Below are 17,262 nucleotides of genomic sequence, written 5' to 3' on the forward strand. Positions count from 1 at the left end.
GGCGGGTGGTAGCGGGAGCGGCCTGTGGGGCACATAACGATCCCGTAACGAAAGTGTCCTGAATGGGTGGTTTCAACGGAAATGACCAGGCCTGATGGCCTTATGCCTGAACCGAATCAGACGGACCCACGGCACCGCCACACTTTTGCAATGAATTGCATGGTCTGGCGCGCTTCCGATACGCATCGTGCATGGATGACCAACCGCGCCACCTACACTCACCTCGCCCCGCTGCGCCCCGTCCTGCGCCGCCACCTGCTGCACCTCCAGGCAACGCCCATCACCCTGCGTTCCTTCCAGCGCACCGATCTGCCGCGCTGGCGCAACTTCGACGACCGTCGCCAGCGCGGCCAACGGCCTTCCTACGGCATTGATGAAGAGGCCCGCTTCCTTGCCAGCGTCCATCGTTCACGCCTACAGGAAGACAACGATCTGCTGGTACTGGGCGTGTTCGACGACGCGCAGGGCATCCTGCACGACCAACTGCATGTCCGCCTGCAGTCACTGCATTCGCGCTGCGCAGAACTGCAGTCGCTGCAGCACCGCAACGCCCATCCACAGGCCGCACTGCGCGCGCTGTGCCCGTTCCTGTTCGACAATGTCGGCCTGCATCGCATCTTCGTACTGCTGCCACCGGGTTGCACCACCCCTTTCGCCCAGGCACTGCAGGCCCTGGGCTTCATGCGTGAAGGCATCCTGCGCGACTTCCACCTGGACGCCGAGGGATGGCATGACCGCCAGTTGCTGGCGCTTACCGCGCCAGCGTGGCGCAGCCACCTGCAGCGGATCGGCTAGCGCACCCGCTCCAGTGCCGCACCCGCGCCGGTCAGCACCGTGCAGGCGTGATCCTGCAGTTCTTCGCCGCTGGCATCGTTGCCGCTGGCGGCATCCACGCGGGTGGCCAGCAGGATGAAGCCGGGGCCACCCTGCACGTCATCGCGTCCGGCCACCACCAGGCTCCACTGGCCCACATCGCCTACGCCGCTCAGGCCATAGGCCAGCAGGTTGAGCGGATTGGCGGTCATTTCCGCACCGGGCAACAGATAGGCCTGGTACTGATGCCCGCGCAGAAGCACCGGCAACGGTGACCAGCGTGGCCCCAGGGCGCCGGCGTGTGCATCCAGGGCCTGCAGCACGTCCGTGCGCAGGCAATCGACATGGATATGCAACTGGTGCTGCGACCGTCCGTGCGGTGAATTCAGCGCCAGGCTGGCTACGTTGCGCGGTAATGGCTGGCCCAGGGCCTGTTCGGTGTGCGCGCGCGCCTGCCAGGCGGCCGCGAAATAGTTGGGCGCCCCACGCTGGTAAAGACCGCGGTTCTCGATGCCACTTACCTTGTCCAGCGGCATCAGCAGGAACTGGTAGTCACCGTGTGCATCCTTGACCAGCACGTCACGGCGGCCGGCCGCCGTCTCCACCCGCAGGCAGCTGCCGCGCGGGCCGTCAGCTGCCTGGCAGTCACGCTCGATCAGGCGCCACAGCGCATCGGAATGGACGGGCGGCGGAGGCGGCGCGCTCGCACAGGCGGACAACAGCAGCAGCGGCGACAGCAGCAACGAGCGCAGGGACACGGCGGCGACTCACGGAACAGGCACGGCAGGCGGCGCCGCACTGCATTCTAGCCAGCGCGGTGCTGCAATCAGTAGGTGCCGAACGGCACTTCAACCACGATCGGAGCCACGCCGTCGCCCGCCTGCAGGGTGTAGCGGTCCAGTGCGCCATCATCTTCGGCGTGCGGCTGGCGCTGGAAATGCAGGGGATAACGGTCATCACCCAGGCGCACGGCGCTGCCATCGGCCTCCAGCGCGGCACCTTCGGGAATCAGCAGCCCCCCCAGGTCGCTGTAGGCCCCCGGCACATCGGTGAAACCATAGTCAGCCAGTTCATCCACGCGCTGCATCGCATAGACGTGCGGCAGGTAGGGGCGTGCCGGGCTGCGGCCATTGCTGAGGTCGGTCACCCAGGCCTGTGGCAGGTGGTATTGCTCGCGCAGTGCGGCCACGCCCAGCGACGGGCTGGCCACCTGCAGGCAGCACACCGCGCGCTTGCCCTCACGATCGACAATGGCGAATCGATCGCCGCGGGTGGCGGCCTGCGGCAGCATCGCGAACGCCAGGTTGCGCTGGGCGGGTGCGTAGCCTGCCTCGGTCTGCAGGTTGCGCCAGGCACCGAACACCGGCGCTTTCGCAGCGGCGTCCGGCGTCGGCTCGATGGCAGAGGCGGCAAACGCCACGCCCAGCACCGACACTGCCAGTACTCTTCTCGCCCTGCGCTTGTCGCGCAAACTGCCTGCCGTCATAGCGTATCCAACACCTGCACCGGAATGGCCCGGCCTGCCCGCTGGCGTGCTGCCAGCCATCCCTCCCACTATGCAATGACCACGCTGTGCCGGCAATGACCGGAGTGCTGACGCCTTTCGCGCGACGGGTGCTATCGTTCCGCCATCTTCCCTGCGCAGGAGCGCTCGCATGTCCGCCTTCCGTCTGTCCCTGTTACTGCCTGCGTCGGCCCTGCTGCTGTCGGCCTGCGTCAGCACCCCTGGCCCGCAGGTCAAGGGTACCGGCCACTGCGATGCCAGCCAGCTGGGCTGGGCAATCGGCCAGCCGGCCAACGAACCCAACATCCGCCGCCTGTCCAGCGAGAGCGGCGCCGGCCTGGTCAACCCGATCGGCCCCAGCACCATCACCACGAAGGACATCCGCCAGGATCGCCTGCGCGTGTACGTGGACAAGGACAACATCATCACCGCTACCCGTTGCGAGTAAGCGCCGCCTCAGTTTTTGTAGAGCCGAGCCCACGCTCGGCTGCTCTGCGGTCGGGCCACGCGAGAACCCGAGTCGAGCATGGCTCGGCTCTCCAGGGCTCAGGGTTCGGTATACCCCGCGCAGTCCGGCAGCGCCTGGTCGGGGTGGAACATCCCCTCCCCGAAGCGGAACAGCCGCGTGTAGCTGCACACAGGGTCCTGCTCGGTGCGCAGGTCCTTCTTCTTCAGCGGGCCCTTGGCCAGCGAATCCTCGAAACGCGAAACGCCCGCCGGAAAGCGGGTTGCCACCGTCTGGTAGCGCAGCACCGGCATGCCCTCGGCCACCGGATCCAGCCCGAGCCTGGCCGAGAACCCGTATTCGTCGTGGCAGGCGCCTGCGCGCTGCTTCATGTCCTGCTCGCTGAAACACGCACGGATCATCGCATTGCCCAGCCATGGCACCGTCAGCACGTCGTCGTCCACCTGGATGTCGTCCTGCAGGTGGCGCACGCGTGCCAACTGCAGCGTGGACGCGTCGGCACCTCCACCGGAGTACATGGTGCTGAACTTGACGATGCCGCCTACCAGCACATTCTGGTGGGCGCGATGCTGCGGGTCGGTCACCGGCTCATCGCTGCCGATACCCGGAGCCAGGCGCACGATCCACGGCCACAGCGACAGCTCGCTTTCCTGCGGCACGTCGATGCTGACGTGGTAGGTATGCGCTTCGCTTTCGCCGGCCACCCGTTCAGAGACTTCCAGCGTCGTTGGCCGATCACCGTCCTCGGCCACCGGTTGCACACGCACGCACCAGACACGATCAAGCGTGCAGTACTGCGTGCGTACTTCGCCCTGCCCGCCCTGTTCCAGCACCTGCCCCAGCGGTTCCATCACGTTGCCGGCGGCATCGCGCTGCTGCGGCAGGATAGAAGACTGCGCCAGCGCCAGCAGCGGGGTCGCCAGCAATGCAGCGCACAGGGCGGCGCGGACGGGAATGGAAGGCATGGGCGGCTCCTGTGGCTGGGATTCCGATGGTAACCGTTACCCGGACGGCGGCGGACCTGCCCGGCATCGCCCTTGTAGCGTCGAGCCACGCTCGACTGCCCTGTCCGTCCTCAATGCCCACTGCAATCGCAGCTGCCCCACCCCTTCGCCTTCGAAGTGTGGCCAATACCCGGGTTGAAGGTATTGCTCGGGTCCAGCTGCCGGTAGAAACCTGCCAGCGCCGGCTTGGCCGGGTACAGGTGGCCGACGTTGTGCTCGGCCGGATACTCGGCGCCACGCTGGTCCAGCAGCGCCCACATCGCATGCTCGATCGCCACCGGGTCTTCGCCCTTGCGCGCGATGTAGTCCTGGTGGAACACGTGGCACAGGAAGTGGCCGTAGTACAGCTTGTGCAGCAGGCGGCCGTCGATATCGGCCGGCAACTGCTCGAACCAATCCGTATCGTCGCGGCGCAATGCGATATCCAGCGCGACGATGTCCTGCACCTGCTCACGATGCACTTCACGATAGCGGACTGCCGCACCGGCCACCGCGAAGCGATGCAGGAACGCCTTGCGTCCCTCCTCGGCCGTGCAGTGGAAATAGCCGCCTTCGTGCCCGGCGAAGAACCCGCGCAACCAGGCCTCGGTTTCCGCAGCGTCCTGGGCAGAGACCTTCAGCAACAGGTGATGCTCGTAGCGTTGCCGGAACTCGCCCATGCGCTTTGGCAGGTGCGAGGGCAGCAGGCCGGTCAGCACCTGCATCACCCGGTCGGTCACCCCGCGCAGGCCCAGCCGTTCGAACCAGCCATCGACGCGGCTCTTCAATGCGAACGCCGCGGGCACACGGGAGGTACCGAGGCGATCGATCAGCAGGAAGCTGTCCTTGCCGTAGCGCTCGCCGATGTCATAGGCATCGCGGTGAATGTACTCGCCCGCGATCGGCAGGCGCTCGAAGCCGGTCAGCAGCTGGCGACGGATCGCGGTGAGGCTGTCGGTGCGATTGCTGCCGATATAGAAGACCTCGGCAGCCTCCTTCTCGAAGGTGTCCAGGCGCACCGCGAACACTGCCAGCTTGCCGGCAGATCCCGCTGCCTCGAAGTGGCGGCTGGGATCCGCATTGAAGCGTGCGGGAGTATCGGCACCGACTTTGCGTACTTCCTCGGCATAGCGTGGATCGGAAGCCGCACGGCCGTCGCCATCGCCCACGTCGGCGGCCGTGTAGTCACCGGCCTGCAGGCGCTGCAGGATCTGCTCGGGCGTATCACCCAGCGCGATGCCCAGATGGTTGACCAGCTGCAACTGGCCCTGCGCATCGACCTGCGCATACAGCGCCAGCTCGGTGTAGGCCGGGCCACGTCGCACCAGCGCGCCACCGGAGTTGTTGCAGATGCCGCCCAGCACCGAGGCACCGATGCAGGACGAGCCGATCACCGAATGCGGTTCGCGACCCAGCGGGGCCAGCGTCTGCTCCAGGCGGTCCAGCGTGGCACCGGGCAGGCACAGCACCTGGCGGCCTTCGTTCAACAACTGGATGCCGGTCAGGCGCAGCGTGTTGACCAGCACGATCGGCCGGCCATAGTCATCGCCGTCCGGGGTCGAGCCGCCGGTCAGGCCGGTGTTGGCCGCCTGCAGGATGATCGCCGCGCCGCCCTGCACCGCTGCCTGCAGCACGTGCCACAGTTCCAGCAAGGTACCCGGACGCACCACCGCCAGTACCGGGCCATCGCCGAAGCGGTAGCCGCGACGGAAGCGGCGCGTGGCCTTGTCACCGGTCAGTACATGGCGACCGCCGACCGTATCGCGCAACTGCGCCAGCACCGCACCGTGGCCACTCATGGCAGGCTGGCCAGCGAATCGCGGCCGATGTCGGCGATGCGGCGCGCGCCGGTCAGCGTCATCGCCACGCGCATTTCCTTGGCGATCAGGTCCAGCAGGTTGGCCACCCCGGCTTCGCCCTGCGCAGCCAGCGCATAGACGAAGGCGCGACCCAGCAGCACGGTGTCGGCACCCAGCGCCAGCATGCGCACCACGTCCAGGCCGGTACGGATGCCCGAATCGGCGAGAATCTTCAGGTCGCCCTGCACCGCGTCGGCGATGGCCGGCAGTGCGCGTGCGGTGGACAGCACGCCGTCCAGCTGGCGGCCACCGTGGTTGGAGACCACGATGCCATCGGCACCGAACTTCACCGCATCACGCGCGTCATCCGGGTCGAGGATGCCCTTGATCACCATCGGGCCCTTCCAGAATTCGCGGATCCACTCCAGGTCCTTCCAGGAAATGGAGGGATCGAAGTTGCTGCCCAGCCAGCCGATGTAGTCCTCCAGCCCGGTCGGGTTGCCGCGGTAGTTGGAGATGTTGCCCAGGTCATGCGGGCGGCCGAACAGGCCCACGTCCCACGCCCAGTGCGGATGGGTGATGGCCTGGCCGATACGGCGCAGCGAGGCATTCGGGCCGCTCATGCCCGAGTGTGCATCGCGGTAGCGCGCGCCCGGCACCGGCATGTCCACGGTGAACACCAGCGTGGTCACGCCGGCGGCCTGCGCCCGCTCCAGCGCGTTGCGCATGAAGCCACGGTCGCGCAGCACGTACAGCTGGAACCACATCGGCCGCTGGATGGCCGGTGCCACTTCCTCGATCGGGCACACCGACACCGTGGACAGGGTGAACGGGATGCCGCGGCTGTCGGCCGCGCGCGCCGCCTGTACCTCGCCGCGCCGCGCATACATTCCGGTCAGGCCGACCGGCGCCAGCGCCACCGGCATCGCCAGTTTTTCGCCGAACAGCTCGGTTTTCAGGCTCAGGTCGGACATGTTGCGCAGGATGCGCTGGCGCAGCGCGATGTCGGACAGGTCGGAAACGTTGCGCTTCAGCGTGTGCTCGGCATACGCGCCGCCATCGATGTAGTGGAACAGGAACGGCGGCAGCCGGCGTTCGGCAGCAGCACGGTAATCGGTGGAGGCGGAGATGATCATGGGGTCAACCGTGGGGGGAAGGCAGGCGCGAGGCCCGCGCACGCCGGGCTTCGTTGTCATCGAGGGTGCGCAGCGTGGTGTGCACGAACTCGAGGTGGGCATGCGCGGCGGCGCGCGCGCGTTCGGGGTCGCCGGCCAGCACCGCATCCATCATCTCGCGGTGCTGGTCGGACAGCGGCGAGAAGGTCCTCGCCGAGGTGTAGAGCTTTTCGCGGCTCTGCGAGATGTTGGTCTGCAGCAGTTCGAACAGCCCGCGCATCACCTGCAGCAGCACCAGGTTGTGCGAGGCCTCGGCGATGGACAGGTGGAAGGCCGCGTCGGCCTCCGCCTCGCCAGTGGGGTCGTCCTTGCCGTGCGCGTCCATCATGGTCTGGAAGGCCTGTGCGATGCGCGCGCGGTCCTCGTCGGTGGCACGCAGCGCCGCATGCCAGGCGGTGGCACCTTCCAGCGCGTGGCGGATCTCCAGCACGTCGAAGCGGTATTCCGGGTCGCCCTGGAACAGCGGCAGGTACGGCGCCAGCGGTTCATCCAGCGCCTGCCGCGCGCGTGCCGCAGGCTCGGCCACGTAGGTGCCGCCACCGACCCGTGCGGTCAACAGGCCCTGGCTGGCCAGCTGCGCGATGGCCTCGCGCAGCGCGGTGCGCGAGACCCCCAGCTGCACCGCCAGGGTGCGCTCGGCCGGCAGCCGGTCGCCCGGCCGCAGCTGTTGTTCCTGCACCAGGCCGCGCAGCTGCGCAGCCACCTTGTCCGAAATACGTTGCGTGCTCATGGCGCCATTGTGGCCCGAAGCGCGCAGCGGGTGGTCGGCCAGCCGCGCATGGCTCAGGGAATCATCCAGGTCAGCCAGTAAGCCTGGGCCAGGGTGATCAGGCCGACCATCGTGGTGAAGATCAGGCTGTGCTTGACCGTGAAGCGGAACAGATCCGATTCCTTGCCGGCCAGGCCGACCGCTGCGCAGGCAATGGCGATCGACTGCGGCGAGATCATCTTGCCGGTGACACCGCCAGTGGTGTTGGCCGCCACCAGCAGCACGTCGGACACGCCGATCTGCTGCGCGGTGGTTGCCTGCAGGGCCGAGAACAGCGCATTGGACGAGGTATCCGAACCGGTCAGGAACACGCCCAGCCAGCCCAGGAATGGCGAGAAGAACGGGAACGCGTCGCCGGTGTGCGCCAATGCCAGCGCCAACGTGGCAGACAGTCCCGAGTAGTTGGCGATGAAGGCGAACGCCAGCACCATGCCAATCGAGTAGATCGGCATGCGCAGCTCGCGCACGGTTTCGCCAAAGGTGCGCAGCGCCGAACGGGCCGGCATGCGCAGCGCGATGATCGCGATCACCGCAGCGAGGATGATCGAGGTACCGGTGGCCGAGAACCAGTCGAACTTGTAGACGGCTTCGTAGCTCAACGGTGCATCCACGATCGGCGGCATCTTCTGCACCATCTGGTCCAGGCCCGGCACCGGGATCTTGAGCACCCAGCTTTCCAGCGGGCCACCCGCCGCGAACAGCGACTTGAACGGCTTGATGCTCCACAGCGTGACCATCGCGGTGAGGATCAGGAACGGCGACCACGCCCTGGCGATCTGGCCAACGCTGTAGCGGGGCGCTTCCAGTGCCTGTGCGGCCGCCTCGGCGCTGGTTTCGGTATCGAAGCGGAAGATCCGCACCGGCTTCCAGCGGCGCAGGAACAGGGTCAGGCACACCAGCGACGCCAGCGACGCGGTGATGTCCGGCAGTTCCGGGCCGATGAAGTTGGAGGTCAGGTACTGCGCGATGGCGAACGAGCCCCCCGCAACCAGCACCGCCGGCCACGTTTCCCTGATGCCGCGCCAGCCATCCATGATCGCCATGATCCAGAACAGCACGATGATGGTCAGGAACGGCAGCTGGCGGCCGGCCATCTGGCCGATCTCGAATGCGTCCAGGCCGGTGACCTGCCCTGCCACGATGATCGGAATGCCCATCGCGCCGAACGCTACCGGCGCAGTGTTGACGATCAGGCACAGGCCGGCGGCATACAGCGGCTTGAAGCCCAGCCCGACCAGCAGCGCTGCGGTGATCGCCACCGGCGCACCGAAGCCGGCCGCGCCTTCCAGAAAGGCACCAAACGCGAAACCGACCATCAGCATCTGCAGGCGCTGGTCTTCAGTCACGGACAGGATCGAGGCGCGGATGATGTCGAACTGCCCGGTCTTGACCGAAACTTTGTAGAGGAACACCGCACCGATGATGATCCACGCGATGGGCCACAGGCCGTAGACGAAACCGAAGCCGGCCGCGCCCAGCGCCTGCGGCACCGGCATGCGGTAGAACAGCAGGGCCACGCCGAGTGCGATGGCCACGGTGATCGTGCCGGCCAGCCAGCCCTTCATGCGCAGCACGGCCAGGGCAACGAAGAAGAACGCGATCGGCAGCAGCGCGATCAGGCTCGACAACCACAGGTTGCCAGCGGGGTCGTACAGGTGTTGCCAGGGCTGCATGAAGACTCTCGACTGGGGGACGGGTTCAACACCGCAGGGGTGGGCGGTCATGGGCTTCAGCATTATTGGTCGTACCAATAATGGATTTATGGAGCCACTGGACGCAGATTGAACCGCTGATTGCGCGAAGAGCCTATTAGACCATAGGGCTAGAATCAATTATTGGTACGACCATTAAGACGGTTGAGACCGTGGCGCGCATCCACCACACTGGATCCTGCCCCATCTCTGGTACACGAATGACACTCGCCCCCACCCGCGACCTGCAGTCCATGCAGCAACAGGCAGCTGACTGCCTGGCCGGCTACGCTGAAGCGAACCTTCTCAATCATGCAGGCTTGGATGCGCTCATCGCCCACCTGCGCGCATATCCGGATTCGGGCGAACCCATGGCCCTGCCAGACTGGGATCAGGCAGGCTCAGAGCTTCAGATCGCGGGTCGAGGCGATCCATTGCCGCCATCTCTGTTGGGGCAGATCGCCACAGACAAGCACGAGGAGTTGAATGACCTGATCTGTTCCTGCGTTGAAGTGGGAATCGCAGATCTGTACGGCGCTACGACGGATGTTCCTGACCAGATGCTGGCCAGAGCACTGGCCATCCTGCAGCGCAACACTTCGCAGCAGACCTGACTGCTTCAACTCCGCCTTGGAATCACGATCAGATCCCCCGAAGGGACTCTGATCCCACTCCCTCAACCCCTTAGATCTTCTTCTCCAACCGCCGCATCACCGCCAGCACCAGCACGCACAGCACGCTCACGCCGATGGCGATCACGTACTTGCTGATCCCCACCGCGATCCCGATGGCCGCCGCCATGATCAACGAGCTGGCCGTGGTCAGGCCGCTGACCTGGTCCTCGCGTGAGCCGCGCAGGATGGTGCCGGCGGCCACGAAGCCGACGCAGGCCACCACCGCTTCAATCAGGCGTACCGGATCGACCTGCAACAGGTCGCGGTAACGCTCCTGCTGGAAATGTTCGGCCACCGAGTCGCCGAGACCGACGATCAACGCGGCGGCCCCGGCGATCAACATGTGCGTTCGCAGGCCGGCGGCGTGCTTGCCCATTTCCCGCTCGACACCGAGCACACCGCCGAACAGCATCGCTGCGGCTACGCGCAGCAGGATCGAGACATCCTGGGTAAGTTCCATGGGCAGGCTCCGGGAATTTCCCTGAGCGTCGCGTGGAATGCGTGGCACAGAGGTGAAGGCCACCCCACAGTGCGTTCACCCGGTAGCGCCGGGCGATGCCCGGCGACCCCGTAACCCGCGTTCAGCGCATCACTGCGCGAGGTAGCCACCATCGATGGCGTAGTACGTGCCGGTCGCGAACGAGGCATCGTCGCTGGCCAGCCAGGCTACCAACGCGGCCACTTCCTGCGGCGTACCCAGCCGCTTCAACGCGTGCCGCCCTTCCAGCGTGGCGCGCACCTTCGGGTCCATCTTCTCCAGCAGCGGTGTGCTGATGAAGCCCGGCCCCACTGCGTTGACACGGATGCCGTCAGCCGCATGTTCCCACGCTGCGGTCTGGGTCAGCCCGACCACGCCGTGCTTGGCCGCCACGTACGCAGTGGAACCGGCATACCCCACTTGGCCCAGGATCGAGGCCATGTTGATGATGCTGCCGCCCGTGCCGGCCGCGCGCATGGCCTGGATCTGCGCACGCTGGCACAGGAACACGCTGGTGAGGTTGACATCGATCACGCGCTGCCAGCCATCAATCGGATAGTCGCCGCTGCTGGCCGCCGGCCCGCTGATGCCGGCGTTGTTGACCGCAACGTGCAGGCCGTCGAGTTCCTTGATCGTGCGCTGCACCGCTGCCTCCACCGCCGCGTCGTCGGTGACGTCCAGCGCGATGCCGATGGCCTGTGTGCCGGTGCTGCGCAACTGCGCCACGGTGGCATCCACTGCATCCTGCTTCAGGTCCCAGACCGAGATACGGGCACCGGATGCGGCCAGCGTCTGGGCCACGGCCAGGCCGATGCCCGACACGCCGCCGGTCACGATCGCGGTCTTGCCGGTCAACTGGTAATCAATCATCTCCATTCTCCATCGGTGGGGGTATCAAAGTGGCCTGCAACAGCCAACCCACCCACCCTACGCGCACGCCCGTGATGGTCGGGCTGACATCGCATCTCCAGATCGTTCCAGCCATGAAACCTCAACCGCAGTTTATGTATGGAACTACGTACGGATATGCGTGCAAAACGCCGGCGTATGTTCTTCGGCATTTTAACTTTGGCCGTAATCGCCAATCGTTTTGACCTTATCGAAGTCAAAAGCGCGCGAATCGCGGCGACAATGGGAAACGCTTCCAGATTCTTCGACACATTCAATTCAACCTGTGTTTGCGCAGAGCGATGTCCCGATATTTCACTTTTGCTGATTACCGCCAGTTCGGCGAACGCCATGGCTACGACTACCGGATCGAAGGGAGTGAACTGCGCGACGACCAATGGGCAGGGCGTGGCGACGTCCACGAACAGTCACTGCGCGGTGGCCTGGGCCTGATCGCCTCGGACGTGCACAACCGGTTCACCTACACGGCCACCGCTGTGCACGGTGCCGGCCTGACCATCCGCCTGATGCTTCAGGGCGAAGTGGATGTCCAGTTTCCTCGTCGCAAGGGGTTCACCCTGCGCGCCGGCACAGGCATGACCACCAGCCACCATGAACCTGTGTCGATGGCCGGGCTGCATCCCGGTGGCAGCCACCTGCGCGGGGTCAGCTTGAGCGTACCGGCCGATCTGGACGTGGACATGCTGCGCCTGCCGGCACTGCAACGGGTCCTTCATTCCCCTCTGCAGTGCCGCCACTGGGCCATTCCGCATGCCTTGCTGCCGACGCTCGCCCAACTGTTCGACAGCCCCTGGCAGGACGACATCGATGCGCTGTGGCGCGAAGGCGTGGCCCTGCAGGTGTTGGCCGTCGGCCTGCAGGCCGAGGATATGCAGACCGAGCATATACGCACGCTGCGCGCCGGCCAGCGCGAGCGGCTGGAGCGAGTGCGCAGCTATCTGCATGACGACCCCAGCCATGCCCACAGCCTGATCGAACTGGCCCAGCTGGCCTGCATGAGCCCCAGCTCCTTGCGCCGCCATTTTGCCCAGCAATATGGAAGCTCGGTGTTCGACTACCTGCATGAGCAGCGCATGCGCCATGCCGAACAGGGCCTGCGCGAAAACGGATGGACCGTCGAGCAGGCTGCCGCCGCCAGCGGCTACCGCCACCCCAGCAACTTCGCCGCCGCGTTCCGCAAGCGCTTCGGCCTGGTCCCCAGCCGCTGGCGTACGGGCCCGTCGAAGGTGGGCTGAAGGCCCGGGCCCTGGCAGGTGTCGACCTTGGTCGACACGCTCCTGCGCCATTGCGGATGCCGGCCAGCGGCCGGCACTACCACACCCGCCTGGATCCACCTGCCATGGCTCAGCCCTGGTAGGTGTCGACCTTGGTCGACACGCGCTGAAAGCGATCATATTCCCGGCACATCTTTGCGCATGTCGCAGATGCCCATTGCGGCGAAAGATGGGCCGCGGCATCGTAGTAAGGCTGACTACAGGGACTTCTCGTGGACAACCGAGATCAGCCAAGCACGCCTTACTTCATCCGATGCATCCAAAGTCCGTGGCTACCCGAGACAGGCGCGCATACGGACGATCTACGCAGCTTACAGGCACATTGGAGCGAGGCAGCGATTCCAGAGGGCTTCATACAGCTCCTGCGTTGGTCAAACGGTGGGCGCTGCGTGTTCCCTCATGCTTATGTCGACCTGTGGTCCATCGCCAGCATCATTCAGCTTAACGGCAGCTACCAGATCCGTCGTTATCTTGGCGACTCCCTGATGGGCATTGGAACGGACGGTGGATCGACGCTCATTGCGCTCGATCTCCGTTTGCTCAGACCCGGCCAGATCGTCTCATTCGATCTGGCCGATCTCGATATCAGCCAGGGCAAGCCCATCGCCGAATCTATTGCCGAACTCTTTCGTAAGTTCGACAGCGGCCTGCTGACTAGCGACAACCTTTATCCTTGAACATGGAAATGCCGGCCAGCGACCGGCACTACCACGTGCTACCAGGCACGGCCCGGCGTCACCCTGCGGGCCTCAATACACCGGTAGATCGATGTAGCTGGCCTGCGCCGCGCTGTGCCACACGCGCTGCGTGGCCTTCTGGTAATCGCCCGGCTTGGCCAGGTAGATGTTCGGCACGTAGGTCTGCGGGTTGCGGTCGTACAACGGGAACAAGCTGGACTGCACCTGCACCATCACCCGGTGGCCCTTCTGGAACGTGTGGTTGGCGTTGGGCAGGTCAAAACGGTACGGCAGCACCTGGTTGGCGGCCAGCGGCTTCGGATCGCTGAAGCTCTCGCGGTAGCGGCCACGGAAGATCGCCAGCGACACCGGCAACTCATAGCCCCCCATTTCCGGCGTCGACGCTTCCTGGTCCGGATACACGTCGATCAGCTTCACCACCCAGTCGCTGTCGGTGCCGCTGGTCGAGGCCTGCAGGTGCACCACCGGCGCGCCGCCGATGCGCAACGGCGCGGTCAGCGGTTCGGTGATGAAGGTCAGCACATCCGGACGGCCATCGACAAAGCGCTGGTCCTTGACCAGCCAGGTGGTCCACATGTCGCGGTCACCGAAGCGGACCGGGCGCGGCACGAACGGCACCGGCTTGGCCGGGTCGGACACGTATTCCTCGAAGTCGCCCTCGCCCGCCGCCGGTGCCTGGAACGCCAGCTTGCCGCCGGCGCGCAGGTACAGCGGCTTGCTGCTGGCGGCACATCCCTTGTCGCAGCTGCGCGGCCAACCCTTCAAGCGGTCCCAGTGGTTTTCGCCGGTGTTGTAGATCAGCACCGGTGGCGTATCGGCCTTCGGCGCGCCATCCACCAGGTACTGGTCGAAGAACGGCTTGAGCACGTCGCGGCGGAACTGCAGCGCGGTATCGCCGTCGAACTTCAGCGCACCCAGTTCGCTGCCGCTGTAGTTCACCTGGCTGTGTCGCCACGGGCCCATCACCAGGTAATTGCGGTTGTTGCCGCTATCGCGTCCTTCCATCGCCTGATAGGCGTGGTTGGCACCCCACATGTCCTCCTGGTCCCACAGGCCCTGCAGCCACATGGTCGGCACCTTCAGCGGTGTCCTTGCCATCACCGCGTCCAGCGCCTGGCCCTGCCAGAAGCCGTCATAGGCCGGATGCTCGACCAGCTTCTTCCACCAGGTCAGCTGGTCCACGCCGGTGAAACGCGCGTAGTCACCGGCCGAACCGATGCGCAGGAAGGTGCTGTAGTCGTCGTAGCCGAGGCTGGGCAGCGGGGTACCCTTGCCGCGCTTCTCGGTCTGCATGGCGAAGTAGTTGAAGTTGACCTGGCGGAACGCACCGTAGTTGAGCCAGTCGTCGCCCATCCAGCCATCGACCATCGGGCTCTGTGGTGCGGCCACCTTCAGTGCCGGGTGCGGGTCGGTCAGCGCCATCACCACGGTGAAGCCCTCGTACGACGAGCCGAGCATGCCGACCTTGCCATTGCTCTCCGGTACGTTCTTCACCAGCCAGTCGATGGTGTCCCAGGCGTCGGTGGAATGGTCGACTTTGGTGTTGTTCAACGGCCCGCGCAGCGGCCGGGTCATCACGTAATCGCCCTCGGAGCCATACTTGCCGCGGATATCCTGGAACACGCGGATGTAGCCGCCGTCGACAAACACCTCGTCACCCTGCGGCAACAGGTCGCGCATGCGCGGCGAATCACTGCGGCTGGCGCGACCGGCAGCATCATAGGGAGTCCGGGTCAGCAGGATCGGCGCATTGTGGGCGCCCTTGGGCACAACGATCACCGTATACAGCCTGGTGCCATCACGCATCGGCACCATCACCACGCGCTTGTCGTAGTCGCGACCGACATCGGGGGCAACGAACGGCTTGCCGCTGATATCCGGGGTCATCGGCGGGGTATCGGCGGCCAGCACGGTGCTGGACAGGCAAAGGGCAATGGCTACAGCGACGGCACGCACACGCATGGACAACCCCTCCCGGCAGGAAAGCCCCAAGCCTACTCCTGCCTGGCGCCGTGAAGTGTGTGCAGGCTTTGCATTCTTCGGTGGATGCGGGCAGGACTGATGGCACATGTGCCTGCGGTGCCGCTGCGCTCGTCGGCGAAAGGTAGTGCCGGCCGCTGGCCGGCAACCGCGTAACGCGCCCAGGATCATGAAGTTGCCGGCCAGCGGCCGGCACTACCCGATCAGGCTGCCGTTACTTCATGCAACGCCAGCCAACGCCAACGGCCGTCTTCCTGCCGCAGCACGGCCAGTGCTTCACGCCAGGCCATCCCACCTTCAGCAACGCCCTGCCCTTCACGGTAGCGCAGCATTGCCAACGGTGCCGGCACCGCAATGAACTGCAGGGCATCGATTTCGATACACAGGCCCGGGCGGGCACCGTGGCCGCCAGCGAACATGCCGGCCAGTGCTTCGCGGTCCAGGCGCTGCCCAGCAATACCGACCATGCTGAAGTCGGTGCAGAAATGATCCATCAGCGCATCCAGCGTACTGGCGGCTGCTTCCGCACGGAACCAGGCCTGCAGCTTGGCGATCAGATCATGGAACTCGTTCTCTGCGGTCATCGTCATTGCATTGTCTCGGGTTGGGAAAGAGAGATCGATTGCGAACGGCGCAGCAGCGCCATCGGCAGCAGCGTCATTGCAGCGGCCAAACCCAGCGCCACGCTGGTGGCGCGTGCCGGCAGCCATTGCATGGCCAATGCCAGCAGCAGTGCGATGGCGGCGGTGCCGAGGCAGAAGCTGAGCTGGCGGTTGAGGTTCCAGAGTGCACTGGCATCGCCCAACGCCTCACCTTCCACGCCATGGAAGGCCAGCGTCTGCGCGGTGCTGCTGCACAGGCTGCCGCCGGCGCCCATCAGCGCGAACAACAATCCGGCCAGCACGAAGGCCGGCTGCGGCAGCAGCGCCATCAACAACAGGCCGCCGGCCTGCAGGAGCATGCCGGCGCGCAGTACCGCGGCCGGACCGAAGCGAGCCAGCAGGCGCTTGCTGGCCATGATCGCGATGGCCGCAGCCAGCGCCCAGGGCAGCATCAGCGCGCCGATGCGTGCCGCGCTGTAACCGGCGTGGTGCAATTGCAGGGTACTGACCAGTTGGCTGCCGATGAACACACCGGGTACGGCGAGATACACCAGCATCGCCAGCCGCAGCCCGCGATGGGACAGCAACGACCAGCGCAGCAGTGGCTGCGCCTGCCGACGTGCATGCCGCAGGTGCGTCGCCGCCAGCAACAGCGCGGCCAGCAGCAACACGGCACCTGCACCGCGATGTCCCGATTCGCCCAGCCAGGTCAGCGCCAGCAGCAGCGCGCCCAGCGCCAGCATCGCGGTGGACAGGGCATAGGCCTGCAGGCGCGGCGCACTGCGCGCGCAGTCGGCCGGCATCCAGGCCAGCACCAGACCGATGGCCACCACCGCCAATGGCAGGCTGGCCCAGAGCACGCCGCGCCAGGACAGCCACTGCACCAGCAGCCCGCCCAGTGCCGGTGCCAGGGCCGGCACCAGAAGCGCCACCAGCAGGATGCGACGGGTCAGCGCGCCACGTTGCCCGGCCGTGCATTGCCGGTACGCCGCGGCTTGCGCCACGGGAATCAGCAGACCGCCGGCCAACCCCTGCAGCAGGCGCCATCCGAGCAGCCAGCCGATCCCCGATGCGGAACCTGCCAGCGCAGCGGCAACCGCGAACAACAGCAACGCCACCAGCAGCAAGCGACGCTCGCCACAGCGCGCGGCCAGCCACGGCGCCAGCGGAATCACCACGCTCAGGCCCAGCATGTACGCTGTGCCGACCCAGGCCAGGGTGCTGACGTCGGCGTGCAGCTCCACTGCCAATGCCGGATAGGCCACCGTGGCGATGAACATGTTGACCAGATCCAGGGCGAATACCAGCAGGAAGATCGCCTCATGGCGCAGGCGGGGGGACGGCATCGGCGGCGCTCCAGCGAGGAAGCAGCCAGCATGCCGTCCGGACCCCATTGGAAAAACACGACGGCAGCTGCAACACTGTCAAATCCGTTTTGACAATGGAT

General features: G+C 66.0%; 17 protein-coding genes. 5 read left to right on the forward strand and 12 right to left on the reverse strand.

Features of this window, described 5'->3' with window-relative positions:
* Window positions 1-159: 159 nt before the first annotated feature.
* The gene (locus ACSYHF_RS11950) at window positions 160-795 is read left to right on the forward strand and encodes a GNAT family N-acetyltransferase (RefSeq protein WP_134955676.1); all 636 of its coding nucleotides are present in this window, start codon (window positions 160-162) and stop codon (window positions 793-795) included.
* Here ACSYHF_RS11950 and ACSYHF_RS11955 read toward each other — a convergent pair.
* Both ACSYHF_RS11955 and ACSYHF_RS11960 read right to left on the reverse strand, forming a co-directional pair.
* Entirely contained in the window at window positions 792-1,571 is a 780-nt protein-coding gene (locus ACSYHF_RS11955) for a CDP-diacylglycerol diphosphatase (RefSeq protein ID WP_053499550.1), read from the reverse strand. The two genes, ACSYHF_RS11950 and ACSYHF_RS11955, sit on opposite strands and share 4 nt — an antisense overlap.
* A 68-nt stretch (window positions 1,572-1,639) precedes the next feature.
* Window positions 1,640-2,299, reverse strand: coding sequence for a decarboxylase (locus ACSYHF_RS11960; protein ID WP_447575687.1), 660 nt, complete (start codon window positions 2,297-2,299; stop codon window positions 1,640-1,642).
* A gap of 169 nt (window positions 2,300-2,468) precedes the next feature.
* On the opposite strand from ACSYHF_RS11960, the gene ACSYHF_RS11965 reads away from it, so the two are divergent.
* Window positions 2,469-2,765, forward strand: coding sequence for a hypothetical protein (locus tag ACSYHF_RS11965; RefSeq protein WP_005417035.1), 297 nt, complete (start codon window positions 2,469-2,471; stop codon window positions 2,763-2,765).
* A gap of 98 nt (window positions 2,766-2,863) precedes the next feature.
* Here ACSYHF_RS11965 and ACSYHF_RS11970 read toward each other — a convergent pair whose 3' ends face one another.
* From ACSYHF_RS11970 to lldP, 5 genes are all read right to left on the reverse strand, one after another.
* The gene (locus tag ACSYHF_RS11970; protein ID WP_188239353.1) at window positions 2,864-3,748 is read right to left on the reverse strand and encodes a hypothetical protein; all 885 of its coding nucleotides are present in this window, start codon (window positions 3,746-3,748) and stop codon (window positions 2,864-2,866) included.
* A 110-nt stretch (window positions 3,749-3,858) separates the two neighbouring features.
* Complete coding sequence (gene dld / locus ACSYHF_RS11975; RefSeq protein ID WP_447575688.1) at window positions 3,859-5,565, reverse strand: D-lactate dehydrogenase; 1,707 nt, start codon at window positions 5,563-5,565, stop codon at window positions 3,859-3,861.
* The gene (lldD, locus tag ACSYHF_RS11980) at window positions 5,562-6,701 is read right to left on the reverse strand and encodes an FMN-dependent L-lactate dehydrogenase LldD (protein ID WP_262220925.1); all 1,140 of its coding nucleotides are present in this window, start codon (window positions 6,699-6,701) and stop codon (window positions 5,562-5,564) included. Before lldD ends, dld begins: the two co-directional genes overlap by 4 nt.
* Before the next feature lie 4 nt (window positions 6,702-6,705).
* Entirely contained in the window at window positions 6,706-7,470 is a 765-nt protein-coding gene (gene lldR / locus ACSYHF_RS11985) for a transcriptional regulator LldR (protein ID WP_005417039.1), read from the reverse strand.
* 53 nt (window positions 7,471-7,523) lie between these two features.
* Window positions 7,524-9,182: an L-lactate permease gene (lldP, locus tag ACSYHF_RS11990; protein WP_134956075.1), complete on the reverse strand. Its 1,659-nt coding sequence runs from the start codon at window positions 9,180-9,182 to the stop codon at window positions 7,524-7,526.
* Window positions 9,183-9,421: 239 nt separating this feature from the next.
* Here lldP and ACSYHF_RS11995 point away from each other — a divergent pair, with 239 nt between their 5' ends.
* Window positions 9,422-9,814 carry a hypothetical protein gene (locus ACSYHF_RS11995; protein WP_049422813.1) on the forward strand — a complete coding sequence of 131 codons (393 nt, stop codon included), beginning with the start codon at window positions 9,422-9,424 and terminating at the stop codon, window positions 9,812-9,814.
* Between the two features lie 70 nt (window positions 9,815-9,884).
* Here ACSYHF_RS11995 and ACSYHF_RS12000 read toward each other — a convergent pair whose 3' ends face one another.
* Together ACSYHF_RS12000 and ACSYHF_RS12005 are read right to left on the reverse strand one after the other, a co-directional pair.
* Window positions 9,885-10,334 (reverse strand): MgtC/SapB family protein, encoded by a 450-nt coding sequence (locus tag ACSYHF_RS12000; protein WP_049422814.1) that lies wholly within the window; start codon window positions 10,332-10,334, stop codon window positions 9,885-9,887.
* A gap of 129 nt (window positions 10,335-10,463) precedes the next feature.
* Window positions 10,464-11,222 carry an SDR family NAD(P)-dependent oxidoreductase gene (locus ACSYHF_RS12005; protein WP_134956074.1) on the reverse strand — a complete coding sequence of 253 codons (759 nt, stop codon included), beginning with the start codon at window positions 11,220-11,222 and terminating at the stop codon, window positions 10,464-10,466.
* Between the two features lie 320 nt (window positions 11,223-11,542).
* On the opposite strand from ACSYHF_RS12005, the gene ACSYHF_RS12010 reads away from it, so the two are divergent.
* A complete protein-coding gene (locus ACSYHF_RS12010; protein ID WP_053499560.1) occupies window positions 11,543-12,496 on the forward strand; it encodes a helix-turn-helix transcriptional regulator in 954 nt (317 codons plus the stop codon).
* Window positions 12,497-12,747: 251 nt separating this feature from the next.
* Window positions 12,748-13,212 (forward strand): SMI1/KNR4 family protein, encoded by a 465-nt coding sequence (locus tag ACSYHF_RS12015; RefSeq protein ID WP_134956073.1) that lies wholly within the window; start codon window positions 12,748-12,750, stop codon window positions 13,210-13,212.
* Window positions 13,213-13,284: 72 nt separating this feature from the next.
* Here ACSYHF_RS12015 and ACSYHF_RS12020 read toward each other — a convergent pair whose 3' ends face one another.
* The 3 genes from ACSYHF_RS12020 to ACSYHF_RS12030 form a co-directional block, all read right to left on the reverse strand.
* Window positions 13,285-15,195: a CocE/NonD family hydrolase gene (locus ACSYHF_RS12020; protein WP_070489901.1), complete on the reverse strand. Its 1,911-nt coding sequence runs from the start codon at window positions 15,193-15,195 to the stop codon at window positions 13,285-13,287.
* Between the two features lie 221 nt (window positions 15,196-15,416).
* Window positions 15,417-15,803, reverse strand: a complete 387-nt coding sequence (locus ACSYHF_RS12025) for a DUF4440 domain-containing protein (RefSeq protein ID WP_005417047.1) — start codon at window positions 15,801-15,803, stop codon at window positions 15,417-15,419.
* Window positions 15,800-17,161 carry an MFS transporter gene (locus ACSYHF_RS12030; protein WP_111177310.1) on the reverse strand — a complete coding sequence of 454 codons (1,362 nt, stop codon included), beginning with the start codon at window positions 17,159-17,161 and terminating at the stop codon, window positions 15,800-15,802. Before ACSYHF_RS12030 ends, ACSYHF_RS12025 begins: the two co-directional genes overlap by 4 nt.
* Window positions 17,162-17,262: the final 101 nt, after the last annotated feature.

It is taken from the genome of Stenotrophomonas maltophilia group sp. P373, assembly GCF_053295075.1.